Origin of the sequence: Streptomyces sp. NPDC086777 (assembly GCF_040702065.1) — a bacterium.
Classification (GTDB): Bacteria; Actinomycetota; Actinomycetes; order Streptomycetales; family Streptomycetaceae; genus Streptomyces.
Genome location: NZ_JBFBJI010000004.1, coordinates 170745 through 187415, shown reverse-complemented (window position 1 = coordinate 187415; position 16671 = coordinate 170745). Strand labels below are relative to the sequence as shown.

Genomic DNA, 16671 nt, shown 5'->3' with positions numbered 1-16671 from the left:
CACCCCCCTCAACCGGGCGAGTCGGGTGGATGAGTGGGCGAGGCCCGGTGGCCGGACAGCTCCGCCAGTCCTCGTCGGGTGGCGACCACCACCACCCGGTCCCCGCCCCGCAACCGGTACTCCCCGTCCGCAACCCCCTGCCGCCCCTCCAGCGCCAGCACCCGCCACGCCCCCGCCCGGAATGCCCCCGCCACCGTCCGCCCCTCCAACTGCGGATGCCCGCCCACCTCGACCGCCGCCACCAGCAGCACCTTCCGCTCCACCGGAATCGCCCCGAGGATCTGCCGCCCCAGCATCGCCCCCGCGAAGGACGGCGCCGCCAGGTACGACACACTCCGGCTCCGGGTGACCGCCTGCGGATGCGCCGCCCGCAGCGTCCGGTACACGGCGGTCGCGAAGTCGTCGTCGTACAGCCGCAGCACCGCCGTCAGATCGGGCCGCACGGACCGCGCGTACAGCACGGCCTCCAGATTCGTCGTGTCCGCGCTGGTCACCGCGAGCAGCGCCTGCGCCCGATGGATCTTGGCGGCCTCCAGGACCCCCTCCTGGGTGACGTCCCCGAGCACCACCGGCACCCGCAGCCGCCGCGCCACCGCCAGCCCGCGCGCCTCGGGATCCGCCTCGACGCACACCACCGGCACGTGCAGCTCCCGCAGCCGCGTCAGCACGCGGGTACCGATCTTCCCGAGCCCGAGGAGCACCACATGACCGCCCAGCCCCCGAGGCGGCTTGCGCAGCGCGGACGCGGTGCGGAAGGTCCCGAGCGCCTCCAGCACCGCCGCCAGCAGCACCGGCAGCAGCAGCAACCCGACCAGCCCCGACAGGAGTTGCAGGAGCTGCCGGCCGAGCGGTGCCCCGATCGCGGGATCGTCGATGGCGAACAGGTCGAGGAGCGTGTAGTAGAAGGCCCGTACCGGATGGATGTGCGTCACCACCGACAACGCGACCGCGAGCGCGACCACGCACCCCACGATCCCGGCCAGCGACCACCTGAGCCGCCGCGAGAACAGCGAGGCCAGCGGCGGTACGACCCCGACCCCGCGGCCGGCCGGCTCCGCCGCCCCCGCCGACGACGACACGTGCTCCAGCACCATCACGGCACGCTCGCCCGCGGCGCGTACCTGCTCGTCGTCCGGCAGCAGCCGCGGCCCCCGCTCCCGGCGTCCATCGGCCGGTTCCGGCCCGGTGCCGTTCGGCGAGAGCAGCGCCAACGGGAACAGCCCCTGCTCGACGGCGTCCTGGCCCCCGCCGGCGCCCGGCGGCAGGTCCACCGCCCGCAGCACCAGACCGTCCGTGTGGATGACCTTGCCGCGCCCGGCCAGCGCGGTGGCGGCGAGCGCCGGCGCGGCGGTGTCGGCGTCGGACAGCACGATCGTGGAGGCGTCGCCCACCGCGCCGCCCCCACTGCCGTCCGGGTCCCCGATCGCCAACGCGGCCGCCTGGTCGAGGAGTTCCTCGATGTGCTGCCCCAACCGCCGGTTGTACAGCCGCAGCACGAGCCGCAGCCGCGGATTCAGCCGGCGGGCGGTGAGGGCGGCCCGGATGTTGGTCTCGTCGTCGTCGTACACGAGGGCGAGCGCGGCGGCCCGTTCCACTCCGGCTTCCGCGAGCACCGCCTCGGTGGCCTCGACGGCCTCCAGCACCCGTTCCCCGCGCGGCCCTTCACCGACACCGGAGACCGGGCCGGCGCCACTACCGGCGGCACCGCCACCGCCGCTGCCGCCCGTCCGTCCCACGGTCGCACTGACCACCCGGTCGAACAGCGCGGCCGAGGCGGCCCGGGCGCGTCCGACGACCGGCGGCCGGGCGATGCGCACGTTCGGCGGTACGACGAGGGTGACCTGTTCGCCGTAGACCGTGCGCAACTCGGCGGCCAGCCGGTGCGCGAGCCCGTCGTCCCCGCACACCACCATGGCCGCCTGGACCCCACCACCCTGATACGGAACGCTCGCCACGAGGGAAAAGACTGCCTCAACGCAACGCATGGTTCCAGCAACGAAGTGAACAGCCGCCCCCGACCGCCCGTAGGGAGGGGGAGGGAGCATCATCCCGGATCTGACCGAAGTGCCGGAGGTATCCGACCCGTGGCCATCACCGAGAAAGCCGCCCCGCCCGGCGCGGCGCCCGAGGGCGGGACGCCCGGTGCCGACGGCACCGGCACCCCGCACGGGCGGGAGGGCTGGCACCTCAGCTCCCCGCTGGCCCTGACCCTGCTCCTCCTCCTGGTCGTGGTGTTCCAGGGCCCGGTGCGCGGCGCGCTGTCCAAGCCCGTGATGCAGAGCTGGATGACGGTGTTCGTGGCGGTGGTCGTCCAGGCGCTGCCGTTCCTCGTCCTCGGCGTGCTGCTCTCCGCGGCGATCGCGGTCTTCGTCCCGCCCTCCTTCTTCGCCCGCGCCCTGCCCGGCCACCCGGCCCTCGCGGTGCCGGTCGCCGGGCTTGCCGGTGTCGTGCTCCCGGGCTGCGAATGCGCGTCGGTGCCGGTGGCCGGCGCCCTGGTCCGCCGGGGCGTCACCCCGGCCGCCGCCATCGCCTTCCTGCTCTCCGCGCCCGCGATCAACCCGATCGTGCTGACGGCGACGGCGGTCGCGTTCCCGCGCAACCCCGAGATGGTGGTGGGCCGGTTCGCCGGCAGCCTGCTGGTGGCGTGCGCGATGGGCTGGCTGTGGCAGCGGCTCGGCCGCACCGACTGGCTGCGGCTGCCGGCGCACGCGCACCACGAGGGCGAGACCAAGGGGGAGGCGTTCTGGTCCTCGGTCCGGCACGACACCATGCAGGCGGGCGGCTTCCTGGTGCTCGGCGCGATGGCGGCGGCGACGCTGAAGGCGGTGGCCCCGGCGGAGTGGCTGCGCACGGCGGCGGCCAACCCGGTGGTCGCGATCCTCGCCCTGTCGGTCCTCGCGGTACTCCTGTCCATCTGCTCGGAGGCGGACGCGTTCGTGGCGGCCTCCCTCACCCAGTTCTCGCTCACCGCGAAGCTGGCCTTCCTGATCGTGGGCCCGATGATCGACCTCAAGCTCTTCGCGATGCAGGCCGGCACCTTCGGCCGCGGCTTCGCCCTGCGCTTCGCCCCGGCCACCTTCGCGGCGGCGATCGCGGGCGCGGTCCTGACCGGGGCGGTGCTGCTGTGAACCGGCAGGCGCAGGCGGCGGTGATGTTCCTGGTCGGCGCGGCCCTGCTGCACGCGGGCATGACCGACCTCTATCTCCGGTACGTCAAGGCGGGGTTGCGGCCGTTGCTGCTGGCGGCGGGCGCGGTCCTGATCGTCTCGGCGCTGGCGACGGCGTGGTACGAGTGGAGGCGCGCCCGCAGCGGCCGCGAGGAGGCGGTGCAGGAGTCCGCGCCGGAAGCCGTACCGGAGAACGCGCCCGAGGGGCACGTCCACCGCGAACCCCGTATCTCCTGGCTGCTGGTCCTGCCGCTCCTCGCCCTGATCCTCATCGCGCCGCCCGCGCTCGGCTCGTACAGCGCGTTGCGCACCGGTACGGCCCTGCAACACCCCTACGGCTACAACAAGTTGCCCAAGTCCGATCCGATACCGCTGAACCTGGTCGACTACGCGGGCCGCGCGGTCTACGACCACGGGCGCTCGCTGGCCGGCCACCAGGTCCGGATCGCCGGGTTCGTGGCCGTCGACTCGGCCGGCACCCCGTATCTCGTCCGGATGGCGCTGAACTGCTGTGCGGCGGACGCCCAGCCGGTGAAGGTGGCGCTGACCGGGAAGGTCCCCCCGGTGCTCCAGCCGGACGGCTGGCTCCAGGTCACGGGCACGTACACCGCTCGCGAGACCCACGACCCGGTGAACAACGGCCCGATCCCCTACCTCCGGGTCACCGAGGCCAAGCCGATCCCGACCCCGGCGGACCCGTACGACGAGACCTGGAACAACTGACGTCGCGGGACCGCCCCCGTGCCTACCGTTCCCCGAAGAAGGCGGCCAGTTTCGCGACGGCCGGGGTGACGTACTCGTCCCGGTCGTAGAGGCCGACGTGGGTCGCGCCGTCGATCCAGAACAGCTCCCTGGGACCGGTGACCCGCTGGAACGCCGCCACGCTCATCCAGGAGGTGACCGCCTCCCGTCCGACGATCATCAACAGCGGGCGCGGGGCGAGCAGTTCGAGGGCGTGGAAGGCGTCGAAGCCGGCGATACGGCCGACGCTGTCCCAGCTGAACTCCTCGGCCGCGCGGGGGTGCCGGGCGCGGTCGGTGCGGTAGTACTCCCAGCCCTCGTGGGCGTGCGGGCCGGCGGCGCGTGCCCCGGCCTCGGTCGCGGGGAACAGCGGGAAGGTCCGCGGTCCCTCCCCGCGGGCCTCGGCGGTGCGCGCTTCCGCGGCCGCGGCGAGCATGCCCCGCAGGACGGCGGGGTCCTGGTCGCCGTCGGCGCCGTACCGGAACTGGCGGGCGATGTCGACGGCGCTGACGGTGGCGACGGCACTGATCCGCGGGTCGGTCGCGGCCGCGGCGAGGGCGTAGCCGCCGGAGGCGCAGATCCCGAGCGCCGAGATGCGGCCGGGGTCCGCCTCCGGCCGGGCGGTGAGGAAGGAGACGGCGGCCCTGAGGTCCTCGACCCGCTGGGCCGGGTCCTCGAGACCGCGCGGCTCGCCCTCGCTCTCGCCCTGGTGGGCGGCGTCGAAGGCCAGGGTGACGAACCCGTGCCGGGCGAGGCGCCGTGCGTACTCGCCGGCGGCCTGCTCCTTCACCCCGGAGCCGGGGTGCCCGACGACGACGGCGGGGCGCGGCCCGGAGGTCTCGCCGTCGGGGGTGTACAGGTGACCGGCGATCTTCAGGCCGGCGCTGGGGAAGGTGACGTGGGTCTTCATGGCCCCCACCGTCGCGCCGCCCGCATCCGGGTGCCAGGGAGGGCCTTGCCTGTGCACACCAGTACCAGGCACCGGGCGCCGGGGGGTCGGACACTGGTCCCATGACCTCCGACGCCCCGGCCTCCGGCACCCCCGCCCCCGGCAACGCACTGGGCGGGTTCCTGCGCGCCCGCCGCGCCGCCCTGTCCCCGCGGCAGGCGGGTCTGCCGGACGACGGCCGGCTGCGCCGGGTCCCGGGCCTGCGCCGCGAGGAACTGGCCCAGCTGGCGCACGTGAGCATCGACTACGTGGTCCGCCTGGAGCAGGGCCGCACCCGCAGGGTCTCCCGTCCGGTCCTGGACGCCCTGGCCGACGCCCTCCAGCTGGCCCCGGACGAGCGGGACTACCTGCTCACGCTGGCCGACGTGGCCCCCGCCGCCCCGCAGCGCCGGCCGGGCCGTCCGGACGTGGCGCCCGGCCTGCGGCAACTGCTGGCGACGATGCCCGACGTCCCGGCGATGGTCCTGAACCGCCGTATGGACGTGCTCGCCTGGAACGCCGGGGCGGCCGCCCTCCTCACCGACTTCGCGGCGCTGCCGCCCGCCGCCCGCAACCTCATCCGCCTGACCTTCCTGGACCCGGACGTCCGCGCCCGCTACGCGGACTGGCCGCGCGCGGCCCGCGAATGCGTGGCGGTGCTGCGCATGGAGGCGGGCCGGTCCCCCCGCGACCCCGCCCTGGCCGCCCTCATCGCCGAACTGACCGCCCACGACGAGGACTTCCGCACCTGGTGGGCCACCCACCAGGTCCGCGGCCCCCGCCGGCTGACCAAGACCTACCTGCACCCCCTCGCGGGCCCCCTCACCCTCGACGTCCACCAGTTCTCCGTGGACACCCACCCCGACCAGCAGCTCGTCGCCTACACCCCGGCCCCGGACTCCTCGTCCCAGGAAGCCCTGCGCTTTCTGTTGCAGTGGTCCACCACAGCTCGCCTTTGAGTCGTACCCATTCGGTGAATTCCGGCTGCGAAGCGAGGAAAGAGCAACAGTCCGGTCAAAATTCGCGGTGAGCAGGTGCGGCTCGCCGAGCGCCGGGCACTTGTGGACCTGGAGCCCGCACAGGACGCCGTCGAGCAGGAGGTCCGGCGCCACCGCGCCGAGCCGGAGGCGGCCTTCAGGGAACACACGGCGGCGATGGACATCCGCGTCCGGCACCCGGCATTGCAGCCGGCCCGGAGTCCGGGGCGGCCGTCCGGCACCGACGGAACAGAAGGGGGACGAGGGGGACCATGACCACATCCGGAGGCGGCGCCGGCCCTGACCCGGGCACCGGCACCGCGACCACCGACCGCGGCGCGGCACTCGCCAGGGTCCTGCTGTGCGAGGCGCGCGAGGAACTCGTCCGCGCCGACAACAGGGCAGGCCTGCTGCTCGCGTCCCTGGGCGCCGCCCTGACCGCCCTGCTGGGCGCGATCGGCAGCGGCATCATCGCTCCGCGGCTCTACCCGGTCGTCCCGCAGCTGCTCATCTGGGTGGGCTCCGCCGCCTGCGTACCGGCGCTCGTGCTGCTGGGCCTGGCCGTGGCGCCACGGCTGGGCAGCCCCCGCCACACCCGCCCGCACGACGTCGGCGACGTGCGGCCGGCGAGGTCGGCGGCACAGCTGGAGCACGCCGTCCGCCGCACCGACCCGCTCTCCCGGGACCTGACCCAGCTGGCCGCCCTGTCCCGGATCACCTGGACCAAGTACCGCTGCATACGCCTCGCGCTGGCCTGGGGCACGACTTTCTGCACGCTCACCCTGCTGGGGATAGTGACCGGGGCGGCCACCTGACCGGGCCGGGGGCGGGGTGCCGCGTGCCCCCGGTCAGGTCCGGCCGACGGTGTCCTGGTCGTCGACCGGGGTGGCCTGGGCCGGGACGGTGAGGGGCTGTTCGGGGTGGGGGCGGCGGGTGAGGCGGCGGGCCAGGGGTTCGGTGTAGCGGGCGGTCAGCGGGCCGACGATGACGAGGATCAGGACGTAGGCCGTGGCCAGGGGGCCCAGGGAGGGTTCGATGCCGGCGGTGACGGCGAGGCCCGCGATGACGATGGAGAACTCGCCGCGGGCGACCAGGGTGCCGCCCGCCCGCCAGCGGCCCCGGGCGGAGATCCCGGCGCGTTTCGCCGCCCAGTAGCCGGTGGCGATCTTCGTCAGCGTGGTGACGAACGCCAGGGCGAGCGCGGGCAGCAGCACCGGCGGGATGCTCGACGGGTCGGTGTGCAGGCCGAAGAAGACGAAGAAGACGGCGGCGAACAGGTCGCGCAGGGGGGCCAGCAGGTGGTGTGCGCCCTCGGCGACCTCGCCGGAGAGCGCTATGCCGACGAGGAAGGCGCCCACGGCGGCGGAGACCTGGAGCTTCTGGGCGATGCCGGCGACCAGCAGGGTCAGGCCCAGGACCACCAGGAGCAGCTTCTCCGAGTCGTCGCTGGAGACGAAGCGGGAGATGTGCCTGCCGTAGCGGACGGCGATCAGCAGGACCAGCCCGGCGACCCCGAGCGCGATCGCCAGGGTGAGGCTGCCCGCCGCGAGGCCGACGCCGGCCAGCAGCGCGGTGATGATCGGCAGGTAGACGGCCATGGAGAGGTCCTCCAGGACCAGGATGCTCAGGATCACCGGTGTCTCCCGGTTGCCGAGCCGTCCCAGGTCCCCGAGCACCTTCGCGATCACCCCGGACGAGGAGATCCAGGTGACACCGGCCAGCACCACGGCCGCCACCGGGCCCCAGCCGAGGAGCAGGGCCATCGCGGCGCCGGGCAGCGCGTTCAGCGCGGCGTCCACCAGACCCGCCGGGTACTGGGTCCTGAGGTTGGAGACGAGGTCGCTCGCGGTGTACTCCAGGCCCAGCATGAGGAGCAGGAGGACGACGCCGATCTCGGCGCCGATCGCGACGAACTCCTCGCTGGTGCCGAGCGGGTAGAGCCCGCCCTCGCCGAAGGCGAGCCCGGCCAGCAGGTAGAGGGGGATGGGCGAGAAGCGGAGGCGCCCGGCGAGCCGGCCCAGCAGGCCGAGGCCGAGGATGATCGCACCGAACTCGATCAGGAACACGGAGGAGTCGTGCACGCCGGACTCACTCCCGCCCGAGTATGGAGGCGGCCGCGTCGACGCCCTCACGGGTGCCGATGACGATGAGCGTGTCACCGCCCGCGAGGCGGAAGCCAGGCGTGGGGGAGGGGACCGCCTCGGCGCGGCGCAGCACGGCGACGATGGAGACGCCGGTGTCGGTCCGCATCCGGGTCTCGCCGAGGAGCCGGCCGTTCCAGTAGGAGGTGGCGGAGAGTTCGATCCGCTCGGCCACCAGCCCCAGGTCGGTGGTGGAGAGCAGGTTCGGGCTGTGGTGCGTCGGCATCAGCGCGTCGATGAGCGCCGCCGTCTCCCCCGAGGACAGCCTGACCGACAGGGCGCAGGCGTCGGGGTCGTCCCGGTGGTAGGCGCTGAGGATCCGTGAACCGTCCCGGTGCGCGACCACGGACACCCGGCCCTGTTCGCGGGTGGCGAGGTCGTACCGCACCCCGATTCCCGGCAACGGCGTCCTGCTCAGGCGTGGAGCCCCCAAGGCTGTCTCCCGTGTCTCGTCGTCTCGCCCCGCGCGGTTTTTTGCGCTTTCTTTAACAACACCCTAACGGGGGAGCCGGTGAGACGGGCCGGGGCGGCTCAGGACGGGTAGGGGACGTAGCAGTCCAGGGCCGGGTGGTAGAGCACGTGCCAGGTGCGGCCCTCGACGACCCCGCTGGCCGGCAGGCCGTGGCAGGTCTGGATCCACTCGATCTTCTGCTGCGTGGCCGTGCCGTAGATCCCGTCGGTGGTGAGCCGGGGTGGCCGCCCGCTCCACGCGTTGCTGAGGCACTGCGCCTGCCTGACCGCGGCTCCGCTGGCGCCGTACCCGAGCGTGGGCTGGAAGCCCGCTGCCACGTACGAGCAGTTTTGGCCGGGGGAGGCCGCCGCGGTGTGCGACAGTGCCGGGCCCAGGGCGACGGCCGCGCCCAGTGCCGCGGCCGAGGTGAGCAGTCGGTTGCGTCTCATGCCCGCTCCTTAAGGGGGCGACTCGACTCCTGCCCATGGTCGCGCGGGAGCGGTGACGCCCGCGAGTCGGGAGCCGCCGGTCACCGGGGGCCCGGGACGCCCGCCATCTCCACCGCGTCCGCCGTCCCCGCCGCCGCCGAGCGTGCCGAGCGCCGGTCGCGTACGGCGGTCAGCGTGCCGAGCAGGGCCATGGCCAGGCAGCCGAGCAGGACGACGCTGGACGACGCCCTCAGCATCGACAGTCCGGAGCCGGTGAGCAGCACCACCAGCGCCCAGCGCACCGCGGCGCCCGGGACCCGGCTGGAGACCAGGGAGCCGAGGACGACCCCGGGGACGGCACCGACCAGCAGCGTCGCCGCGAGCCCCAGGTCGGCGTCGCCGACGAGCAGGTGGCCGACGGCGGCCGCGGCCACCATGGGGATGGCCTGCACCAGGTCCGTGCCGACGAGGTGGTTGGCCCTGAGCCGCGGGTGCGCCAGCATCAGCATCACGATGATCAGGGAGCCCGAGCCGACCGAGGTCATCCCGACGACCGCCCCGCCCACCAGCCCGATGAGCAGAGTCGCCACGGGCCGTACGGGCTCCTCGGCGTCCTCCCCGTCCGCGTCGGTGCGGCGGCGGTCGAGCCACATGCGGGCGAGCATGCCGACGACGGCGAGCATCAGTGCCGTACCGACGACGTACGTGACGCGCTGCTCCAGGTCGTCGCCGTCGCCGAGCGCCCGGAGCAGGAACACCCCGCCGAAGGCGGCCGGGACGGCGGTCGGCAGCAGCCGGCGCACGATGTCCCAGCGCACGGTCCCGGCCCGGTGGTGGACCAGCGCGCCGAACGGCTTCATGAACACGGACGCGGCCAGGTCGCTGCCGATGGCCGCGGTGGGATTCACCCCGAACACCAACACCATGATCGGCGTCATGAGCGCCCCGCCACCCATGCCGGTGAGCCCCACGGCGAAGCCGACCAGGGCTCCCGCGACGACGACCGGAAGGGTGGAATCCATGGCGCGGACCTTAACCACCATTCCTATGGGAAACGTATGGAACCGCGTCCGGAACCGCGTCCGGAACCGCGTCCGGAACCGCGTCTGGAACCGCGTCGCACGCCGTTGAAACCCGGCTGAAGCCGGGCTGAACCGCCGCGGCCGCACGCTCTGCGGCATGACGACGAACGAACACGAGAGCCAGGACGGACGAGAGTTCGCGATCGCGGCCGGCGGGCTGCGCAAGGCCTACGGGGACAAGACCGTCCTCGACGGGATCGACATCCGGGTGCCGGCCGGGACGGTCTTCTCCCTCCTCGGGCCGAACGGTGCCGGCAAGACCACGGCGGTCAACATCCTGTCCACCCTGATCTCCGCCGACGGCGGCACCGCCCGGATCGCCGGGCACGACCTCACCGCCGAGGCCCAGAAGGTACGGGCCGCCATCGGGGTCACCGGCCAGTTCTCCGCCGTGGACGGACTGATCACCGGCGAGGAGAACATGCTGCTCATGGCCGACCTGCACCACCTCCCCAAGCGGGAGGGACGGCAGGTCACCGCCGGCCTGCTGGAGCGGTTCGACCTCACCGAGGCCGCGCGGAAGCCCGCGTCCACCTACTCCGGCGGCATGAAGCGCCGCCTCGACATCGCCATGACCCTGGTCGGCCGCCCGCGGATCATCTTCCTCGACGAGCCGACCACCGGACTCGACCCGCGCTCCCGCCACACCATGTGGCAGATCATCCGCGAGCTGGTCTCGGGCGGTACCACCGTCTTCCTCACCACCCAGTACCTGGACGAGGCCGACCAGCTCGCCGACCGCATCGCGGTGCTCAACGGCGGCCGGCTCGTCGCCGAGGGCAGCGCCGAGGAGCTGAAGCGGCTGGTGCCCGGCGGCCACGTACGGCTGCGGTTCTCCGACCCGGCGGCCTACGAGCGGGCGGCGACCGAGCTGCGCGAGACCACCCGCGACGACGAGGCCCTCGCCCTGCAGATCCCCAGCGGCGGCACCCAGCGCGAGCTGCGCGCCATCCTCGACTGGCTCGACGCGGCGGGCATCGAGGCCGACGAACTCTCCGTGCACACCCCCGACCTGGACGACGTGTTCTTCGCCCTGACCGGCAACCCCGCCGCCGCGACCGGCAATCCGACCGGCAATCCGACCGGCACTTCGACCGACAAGGAGACCGTCCGATGAGCACCGCCTCCTACGCGCTCCGCGACAACCTCACCATGCTGCGGCGCAACCTCCTGCACGCCCGCCGCTACCCCTCCCTCACCCTGAACCTCCTGCTCACCCCGGTCATCCTGCTGCTCCTGTTCGTCTACGTCTTCGGCAACGTGATGAGCGCCGGCATCACCGGCGGCCACGCCGACCGGTCCGAGTACGTCGCCTACCTCGTCCCCGGCATCCTCTTCCTGACCGCCGCCATGACCTCGCTCGGCACCGCCGTGTCGGTGGCCACCGACATGACCGAGGGCATCATGGCCCGGTTCCGCACCATGGCGATCTCCCGCGCCTCGGTGCTGATCGGCCACGTGGTCGGCAGCGTGATCCAGACGATGGCGGCCCTGGTCCTCGTCCTGGGCATCGGACTCGCCATCGGCTTCCGGCCCGACGCGTCGCCGGTCGAATGGCTCGCCGCGGCCGGACTGATGGCTCTGGTCAGCCTCGCGCTCACCTGGCTGGCGGTCGGCATCGGCCTGATCAGCCCCAACGCCGAGGGCGCCAGCAACATCGGCACCCCGCTCGTGATGCTGCCGTTCCTGTCCAGCGCGTTCGTGCCGGTTGACGCCATGCCGGGCTGGTTCCGGTGGTTCGCCGAGTACCAGCCGTTCTCGCCCTTCATCGAGACCCTCCGCGGTCTGCTGCTGGGCAGCGGGATCGGCACCGAGAACGCGGTGCTGGCCCTGGCCTGGGGCCTCGGGCTGACCGTGCTCGGCTACCTGTGGTCCAAGGCGCGGTTCAGCCGCGAGCCCCGGCAGTGACCTCGTGCAGCGCCTGCCGGGCCGCCACCCGCAGCTGATCCCGCCCCAGGGCCGCGTACTCCGACCTCGCGTCGGCGTACGCGGCCTCGTCCGCCTTCTCGGCCGCCTGACGGGACCGGGCCGAGGAGAGCGTGGGCAGGTCCCGCATCACCGGCAGCACCTCCGCCAACGCCAGCAGCCGCACCGCCGCCCGGTCGCCGCCGGCCAGCCCGGCGTGGCCGAGCGCGAGCAGCACCGAGCCGTAGACCGGCAGTTCCAGCAGGTCCCCGGCGCCCGTAGTGCCGTCGGACAACATGCCGAGCAGCCGTTCCCGCAGGTGCGCGGCGAGCTCGGCCACCGGCTCCAGGCGGCCGTGCTGCGCGTGCGCGGCGAGCGCGGCGGCCTGCACCTGCAGCGCCCACGAGTCCAGGAAGGGGTCGTCGGCGGCGAGCGCACCGGCCTCCCGGATCCCGGCCGCCGCCTGCCGCCACAGACCGAGCCCCACCTCCGTCAGCCCCCGGGCCAGCGCGATCTCCGCCCGCGCCTGCAGCAGTTCGGGGCTGAAGGGCTGGGCGGCCTCCGGCTGCCGGTCCGGGGCGGCGCGGCCCAGCCAGAACTCCGCCTCCTCGACCTCCCCGCGCTGCAGACAGGCCGACACCAGCCCGTACCGGACGCCGATCGCGTCCGACCAGGTACCGGCCTCGGCGAGCGCGTCGGCGGCCCGGAGATGGTCGTACGCCTCCGCGCTGCGCTCCGTCTTGAGGCACAGCTCGCCGATCCGGCCGTGGCTGAGCAGCGTCATGACCGGGTTGCCGAGCGGCCCCACCGACGCGAGCATCCGGCGCGCGTACCGCAGCGCCCGCTCCGTCTCGTACGCCGATTCCCACAGGTAGCTGGCGACGCCCGCCGCGAGGCCGGCCAGCAGCGGCTCGTCCGCGTCGCACAGCTCCTCCAGCCGCGGGTACCGCGGCGGGTGCATGTCCGGGACCGCGCACAGCACGGCGGCCAGCGCCCGCGGCACGGTGTCCGCCGGAGCGGGCGGTAGGCGGCGCAGCGTGACGAGCTGGCGTACGGCGTGCGGGCCGTAGCCCATGAAGAGGCCGGCCGCGCACACCGCGGCCGCGCTCCGGGCCGTCTCCACGTCCTCGGGGTGCTCCGGTCCCGGGCGGAAGTGGGACAGCGGCCCGCCGGTCTCGGCGGCGAGGGTGACGAACCGGGTGTAGCTGTTGCCGACCGACCACAGGGAGGCCAGGACGGCGGTGACGGCGGCGGTGGCCGGTCCGTCGGCGCGGGCCAGGGCGTGCCGCAGGGCGAGGACCAGGTTGTCCTGCTCGGCCCGGACGCGGTCGAAGGCGGCCGGCGCGTCGGTGCCGTACATCCCGGCGTGGTGGGCCCGGCCGAAGTCCCTGGCCCAGGCCAGGAACCGACCCGTCACGGCGTCGTCCTCGCCCGCCTCGGCCCGCCGGGCGGCACCGAACTCCCGCAGCGTCTCCAGCATGTGGAACCGCACCCCGGCGGCACTCTCGCCCACCTTGACCAGGGACTGGCCGGCCAGCTGCTCCAGCAGCTCCGTCACGTCCCGGCCCTCGCCCTCGGCGCCGGCCGCGCCGAGCACGTACTCGGCCGCGCCGGCGGCGAAGCCCCCGGGGAACACCGACAGCGCGCGCAGCGCCGCCCGCCCCTCCGGCTCCAGCAGGTTCCAGCTCCACTCGACCACGGCGCGCAGCGTGCGGTGCCGTTCGGGGGCGTCCCGGGCGCCGCCGCGCAGCAGCGCGAAGCGGTCCCGCAGCCGGTGCGCGATGTCGGCCACGGAGAGCACCCGCACCCGGGCCGCCGCCAGCTCCACGGCCAGCGGCAGCCCGTCCAGGTGCCGGCAGATCTCGGCGACCCGGTCCGCGGGCAGCTCCACCCCGGGCCGGGCGGCCCGCGCCCGCTGCGCGAAGAGCTCGACGGAGGTCGCCAGGGACAGCTCCGGCAGGGCGTACACGGACTCCGAGGTCAGCCCGAGCGGAGCCCGGCTGGTGGCCAGGACCCGCAGCTCCCTCGACCGTGAGACCAGCGCCTGTACGAGGGCGGAGGCGGCGGCGACCACGTGCTCGCAGTTGTCCAGGACCAGCAGTGCGGGGCCCGGACCCAGCGCGGCGACGATGCCGCTCACCGTGTCCTTGGCACCGCCAGGGAGCTGGCGGGCCTCCCCGCCGCCGACGGCCGAGGCGACCTCGTCCGCCACGTCGTCGCCGGTGACACCGGCCAGTGTGACGAAGTGGACGACGGGCTGTGCGGCCGCCCGGCTCACCGCGTGCGAGAGCCGGGTCTTGCCGAGCCCGCCGGGGCCGACGACGGTGACCACCCGGGCGGCGCGCAGCAGCCCGGCCACGGCGGCGACGTCGGCGTCCCGGCCCAGCAGCGGGTTCGGCTCGTGCGGCACCCCGTGCCGGACCGGCGCCGCGTCCGTGCTCAGCAACTCCTGGTGGACGGCCCGCAGCCGGGCCCCCGGATCGCTGCCCAGCTCGTCCCGGAGCCGGCGCCGGTAGCCGTCGTACCGGGCCAGTGCCGCCGCCCGCCCCGCTCCGGCGGCCTCGCAGCGCAGCAGCTCCGCCAGCACCTCCTCGTCCCGCGGCAGCTCCCGGTTCAGCGCGGTCAGCGGCGCGGTGGCCTCGGCGCGCCGGCCCAGCCGGGCGAGCGCGAGGGCGTGCGCGCGCACCAGCGCCCGGTACGCCCGCAGCCGATCCGCCCGCAGCGCCGCCACCGGGTCGTGCAGCTCCTCGCCGGCCGCGGCGCCCACGGTCCCGTCCCACAGCGCGAGTCCCGCCCCGGCCTCCGCCAGGGCGCCCTCCTGGTCCCCCGCCCGCGCCCGCTCGGCGCTCGCCCGCTCGTGCACGAGCAGCGCGGAACTGTCGACCTGCGTCTCGTCCAGCCCCAGCCGGTACCCCGTCGGGGTGCTGACGACCAGCTCGGCACCGAGCTGCGAGCGGAGCCGGGACACCAGGATCTGCACCGCCTTGCCCGGCCGCTCCGGCAGCTCGTCCGGCCACAGCCCCTCCACCAGCCGCCCGGTGCTGCAGCCGGTCCGCAGATCCGCCGCCAGCAACGCCAGCAGCCCACGCAGCCGCGGCGCGGTGATCTCCCGCCCACGACAGGCGACTCGGGACAGCAGGGTGAGCTCGGGGGTCTCGGTCACCCGTGCAGACTAAGTGACCGTGCGCGTTCGCCGGGAGAGAGGAATCGCGTGCTTCGGGGCCGCGGTGGAGCTGGGAGCGAATCTTTTTCGCGGACCACGACAACCTCGGGTGGGGCCGCACGTCTGGTGGGGTGAAAGGCGGTTTCCGGGACGGGATTTCGGGTCCCGGTGCTGCCCGACCTGTCAGCGTTGTCCCTGAACTCTTTGGAGTCGTTCCCATGCGGCACACCCGCGCCAAGAAGTCCAACCGTTCCCTGCGCACCTGGGTGCTGGGGTCGGCAGCCGGTCTCGCCCTGGTGGTGGGCGGCGGCATCGCCGCCCAGGCGGCCACCGCCGGCCACGCCCACGCGACCGGGTCGGGCACCTCGGTGCCCGCCGACCCGAAGCCCGTCCCCTCCACCTCGGGGAAGCACTCCTCGGGCGACACCGACCCGACCCCGGTGCCGGGTGACGAGAACGGCAAGCCCTACCCGAGCGCCGTGCCCTCCACCTCGGGGAAGCACTCCTCGGGCAACACCGACCCGACCCCGGTGCCGGGTGACGAGAACGGCAAGCCCTACCCGAGGCCCGTGCCCTCCACCTCGGGGAAGCACTCCTCCGGCAACACCGACCCGGTCCCGGTGCCGGGTGACGCGAACGGCAAGCCCTACCGCGGCAGCACCGGCCGCTGAGCCGCCGACCATCGGTGTGGCGGGGCCGGAGCGGAGCCGGCCCCGCCGTACCCCCGAGGTGAACGAGGACGATGCAGCTCACCCTTGCCCTGCCCTGGTGGGTCCGGCTCATGCGCCGGGCCCGGACCACCCCCTCCCCGGCGTCGGACGTGCCGCAGCCCGGCCGGCGATTCCGGCACCTGCGTTCGGTGGCGGACCGGGACGGCGAGAACGATGGCCCCACACTCGCCGACCTGTACCGGACCCGGCGGCTCGACATGGTGCGGCTGGCGACCTTCCTCGTGGACGACCTGCACTCCGCCGAGGACGTCGTCCAGGACGCCTTCGCCGCCGTATGCCGTCGGCACGGCGAACGGCTGGACGACCTCCAGGACGCGCACGCCTACCTCCACACCGCGGTGGTCAACGCCGCCCGCTCGGTGCTGCGCCGCAGGCGCACCGCGCGCGCGTACACCCCGCCTCACCAGGGCCCGGGGGCGCCGGTCGACGAGCTGCTGCTGCTCGCCGAGGAGCACCGGCAGGTCTTCGACGCGCTGGGCCGGCTCACCGCGCGCCAGCGCGAGGTGCTGGTCCTGCGTTACTGGTCCGACCTGACCGAGGCACAGATCGCCGAGACCCTCGGGGTGTCCCGTGGCACCGTCAAGTCGACCGCGAGCCGCGCGCTCGCCACTCTGGAGAAGCTTTTGGAGGTGGACCGATGAGCGATCGGACGCCGGTCGAGGAGCGGCTGCGCGCGGCGCTCGAAGCACGCGCGCAGCTCCTCAGCGCCCATGACCTGTCACCGGCCCGCCCGCCCGCCGGACGGGCCTGGGGCACCCGGCGGATCCGGCGGGTGCTGTCCGTCGCCGTCGCGGCCGCGGCGGTGGCCGCGGCCGCCGTCATCCTCGTGCTGTCCTCCGGCACCCTGGACCGCTCCCGTCCGGCACCACCCGCACAGCACTCCAGCCCCACCGTCGCCCCTGACTCACCTGCCCCGCACCCGGTGCCGTCCGCCGTGCCGTCGGTCGGCCGCTAGGCG

16 protein-coding genes are annotated in these 16671 nt (G+C 74.4%); 9 read left to right on the top strand and 7 right to left on the bottom strand.

Annotated elements, in window-relative coordinates:
* Positions 1-8: 8 nt before the first annotated feature.
* Positions 9-1913 (bottom strand): NAD-binding protein, encoded by a 1905-nt coding sequence (locus AB0472_RS07705; RefSeq protein ID WP_366354662.1) that lies wholly within the window; start codon positions 1911-1913, stop codon positions 9-11.
* 171 nt (positions 1914-2084) lie between these two features.
* On the opposite strand from AB0472_RS07705, the gene AB0472_RS07700 reads away from it, so the two are divergent.
* Together AB0472_RS07700 and AB0472_RS07695 are read left to right on the top strand one after the other, a co-directional pair.
* The gene (locus AB0472_RS07700; protein ID WP_366354309.1) at positions 2085-3128 is read left to right on the top strand and encodes a permease; all 1044 of its coding nucleotides are present in this window, start codon (positions 2085-2087) and stop codon (positions 3126-3128) included.
* Positions 3125-3889 (top strand): TIGR03943 family protein, encoded by a 765-nt coding sequence (locus AB0472_RS07695; protein WP_366354307.1) that lies wholly within the window; start codon positions 3125-3127, stop codon positions 3887-3889. The genes AB0472_RS07700 and AB0472_RS07695 overlap by 4 nt, the downstream gene beginning before the upstream one ends.
* A 22-nt stretch (positions 3890-3911) precedes the next feature.
* Here the strand turns inward: AB0472_RS07695 and AB0472_RS07690 are convergent, their stop codons facing one another.
* A complete protein-coding gene (locus AB0472_RS07690; RefSeq protein WP_366354305.1) occupies positions 3912-4817 on the bottom strand; it encodes an alpha/beta hydrolase in 906 nt (301 codons plus the stop codon).
* A 101-nt stretch (positions 4818-4918) separates the two neighbouring features.
* Here AB0472_RS07690 and AB0472_RS07685 point away from each other — a divergent pair, with 101 nt between their 5' ends.
* The gene (locus AB0472_RS07685) at positions 4919-5794 is read left to right on the top strand and encodes a helix-turn-helix transcriptional regulator (RefSeq protein WP_366354303.1); all 876 of its coding nucleotides are present in this window, start codon (positions 4919-4921) and stop codon (positions 5792-5794) included.
* Positions 5795-6084: 290 nt separating this feature from the next.
* A complete protein-coding gene (locus AB0472_RS07680; RefSeq protein ID WP_366354301.1) occupies positions 6085-6627 on the top strand; it encodes a Pycsar system effector family protein in 543 nt (180 codons plus the stop codon).
* A gap of 33 nt (positions 6628-6660) precedes the next feature.
* Here AB0472_RS07680 and AB0472_RS07675 read toward each other — a convergent pair whose 3' ends face one another.
* The 4 genes from AB0472_RS07675 to AB0472_RS07660 form a co-directional block, all read right to left on the bottom strand.
* Complete coding sequence (locus AB0472_RS07675; RefSeq protein WP_366354299.1) at positions 6661-7893, bottom strand: cation:proton antiporter; 1233 nt, start codon at positions 7891-7893, stop codon at positions 6661-6663.
* A 7-nt stretch (positions 7894-7900) separates the two neighbouring features.
* Positions 7901-8386, bottom strand: a complete 486-nt coding sequence (locus tag AB0472_RS07670; RefSeq protein ID WP_366354297.1) for a TrkA C-terminal domain-containing protein — start codon at positions 8384-8386, stop codon at positions 7901-7903.
* 98 nt (positions 8387-8484) lie between these two features.
* Positions 8485-8853 (bottom strand): peptidoglycan-binding domain-containing protein, encoded by a 369-nt coding sequence (locus tag AB0472_RS07665; RefSeq protein WP_366354295.1) that lies wholly within the window; start codon positions 8851-8853, stop codon positions 8485-8487.
* An 80-nt stretch (positions 8854-8933) separates the two neighbouring features.
* Positions 8934-9854, bottom strand: a complete 921-nt coding sequence (locus tag AB0472_RS07660) for a sulfite exporter TauE/SafE family protein (RefSeq protein WP_366354293.1) — start codon at positions 9852-9854, stop codon at positions 8934-8936.
* Between the two features lie 157 nt (positions 9855-10011).
* Here AB0472_RS07660 and AB0472_RS07655 point away from each other — a divergent pair, with 157 nt between their 5' ends.
* Together AB0472_RS07655 and AB0472_RS07650 are read left to right on the top strand one after the other, a co-directional pair.
* Positions 10012-11031, top strand: coding sequence for an ATP-binding cassette domain-containing protein (locus AB0472_RS07655; protein WP_366354291.1), 1020 nt, complete (start codon positions 10012-10014; stop codon positions 11029-11031).
* Complete coding sequence (locus tag AB0472_RS07650) at positions 11028-11822, top strand: ABC transporter permease (RefSeq protein WP_366354289.1); 795 nt, start codon at positions 11028-11030, stop codon at positions 11820-11822. The genes AB0472_RS07655 and AB0472_RS07650 overlap by 4 nt, the downstream gene beginning before the upstream one ends.
* On the opposite strand, the gene AB0472_RS07645 is transcribed toward AB0472_RS07650, so the two are convergent.
* Entirely contained in the window at positions 11800-14982 is a 3183-nt protein-coding gene (locus AB0472_RS07645; RefSeq protein WP_366354287.1) for a BTAD domain-containing putative transcriptional regulator, read from the bottom strand. The genes AB0472_RS07650 and AB0472_RS07645 overlap by 23 nt on opposite strands.
* A 218-nt stretch (positions 14983-15200) precedes the next feature.
* Between AB0472_RS07645 and AB0472_RS07640 the strand changes: the two genes are divergently transcribed.
* The 3 genes from AB0472_RS07640 to AB0472_RS07630 all read left to right on the top strand — a co-directional run bounded on the left by AB0472_RS07640 (position 15201) and on the right by AB0472_RS07630 (position 16668).
* Complete coding sequence (locus tag AB0472_RS07640) at positions 15201-15653, top strand: hypothetical protein (protein WP_366354285.1); 453 nt, start codon at positions 15201-15203, stop codon at positions 15651-15653.
* A gap of 71 nt (positions 15654-15724) precedes the next feature.
* Positions 15725-16354 carry a SigE family RNA polymerase sigma factor gene (locus AB0472_RS07635; RefSeq protein WP_366354283.1) on the top strand — a complete coding sequence of 210 codons (630 nt, stop codon included), beginning with the start codon at positions 15725-15727 and terminating at the stop codon, positions 16352-16354.
* Positions 16351-16668 carry a hypothetical protein gene (locus tag AB0472_RS07630; RefSeq protein WP_366354281.1) on the top strand — a complete coding sequence of 106 codons (318 nt, stop codon included), beginning with the start codon at positions 16351-16353 and terminating at the stop codon, positions 16666-16668. The genes AB0472_RS07635 and AB0472_RS07630 overlap by 4 nt, the downstream gene beginning before the upstream one ends.
* The last annotated feature ends 3 nt before the right edge of the window (positions 16669-16671 follow it).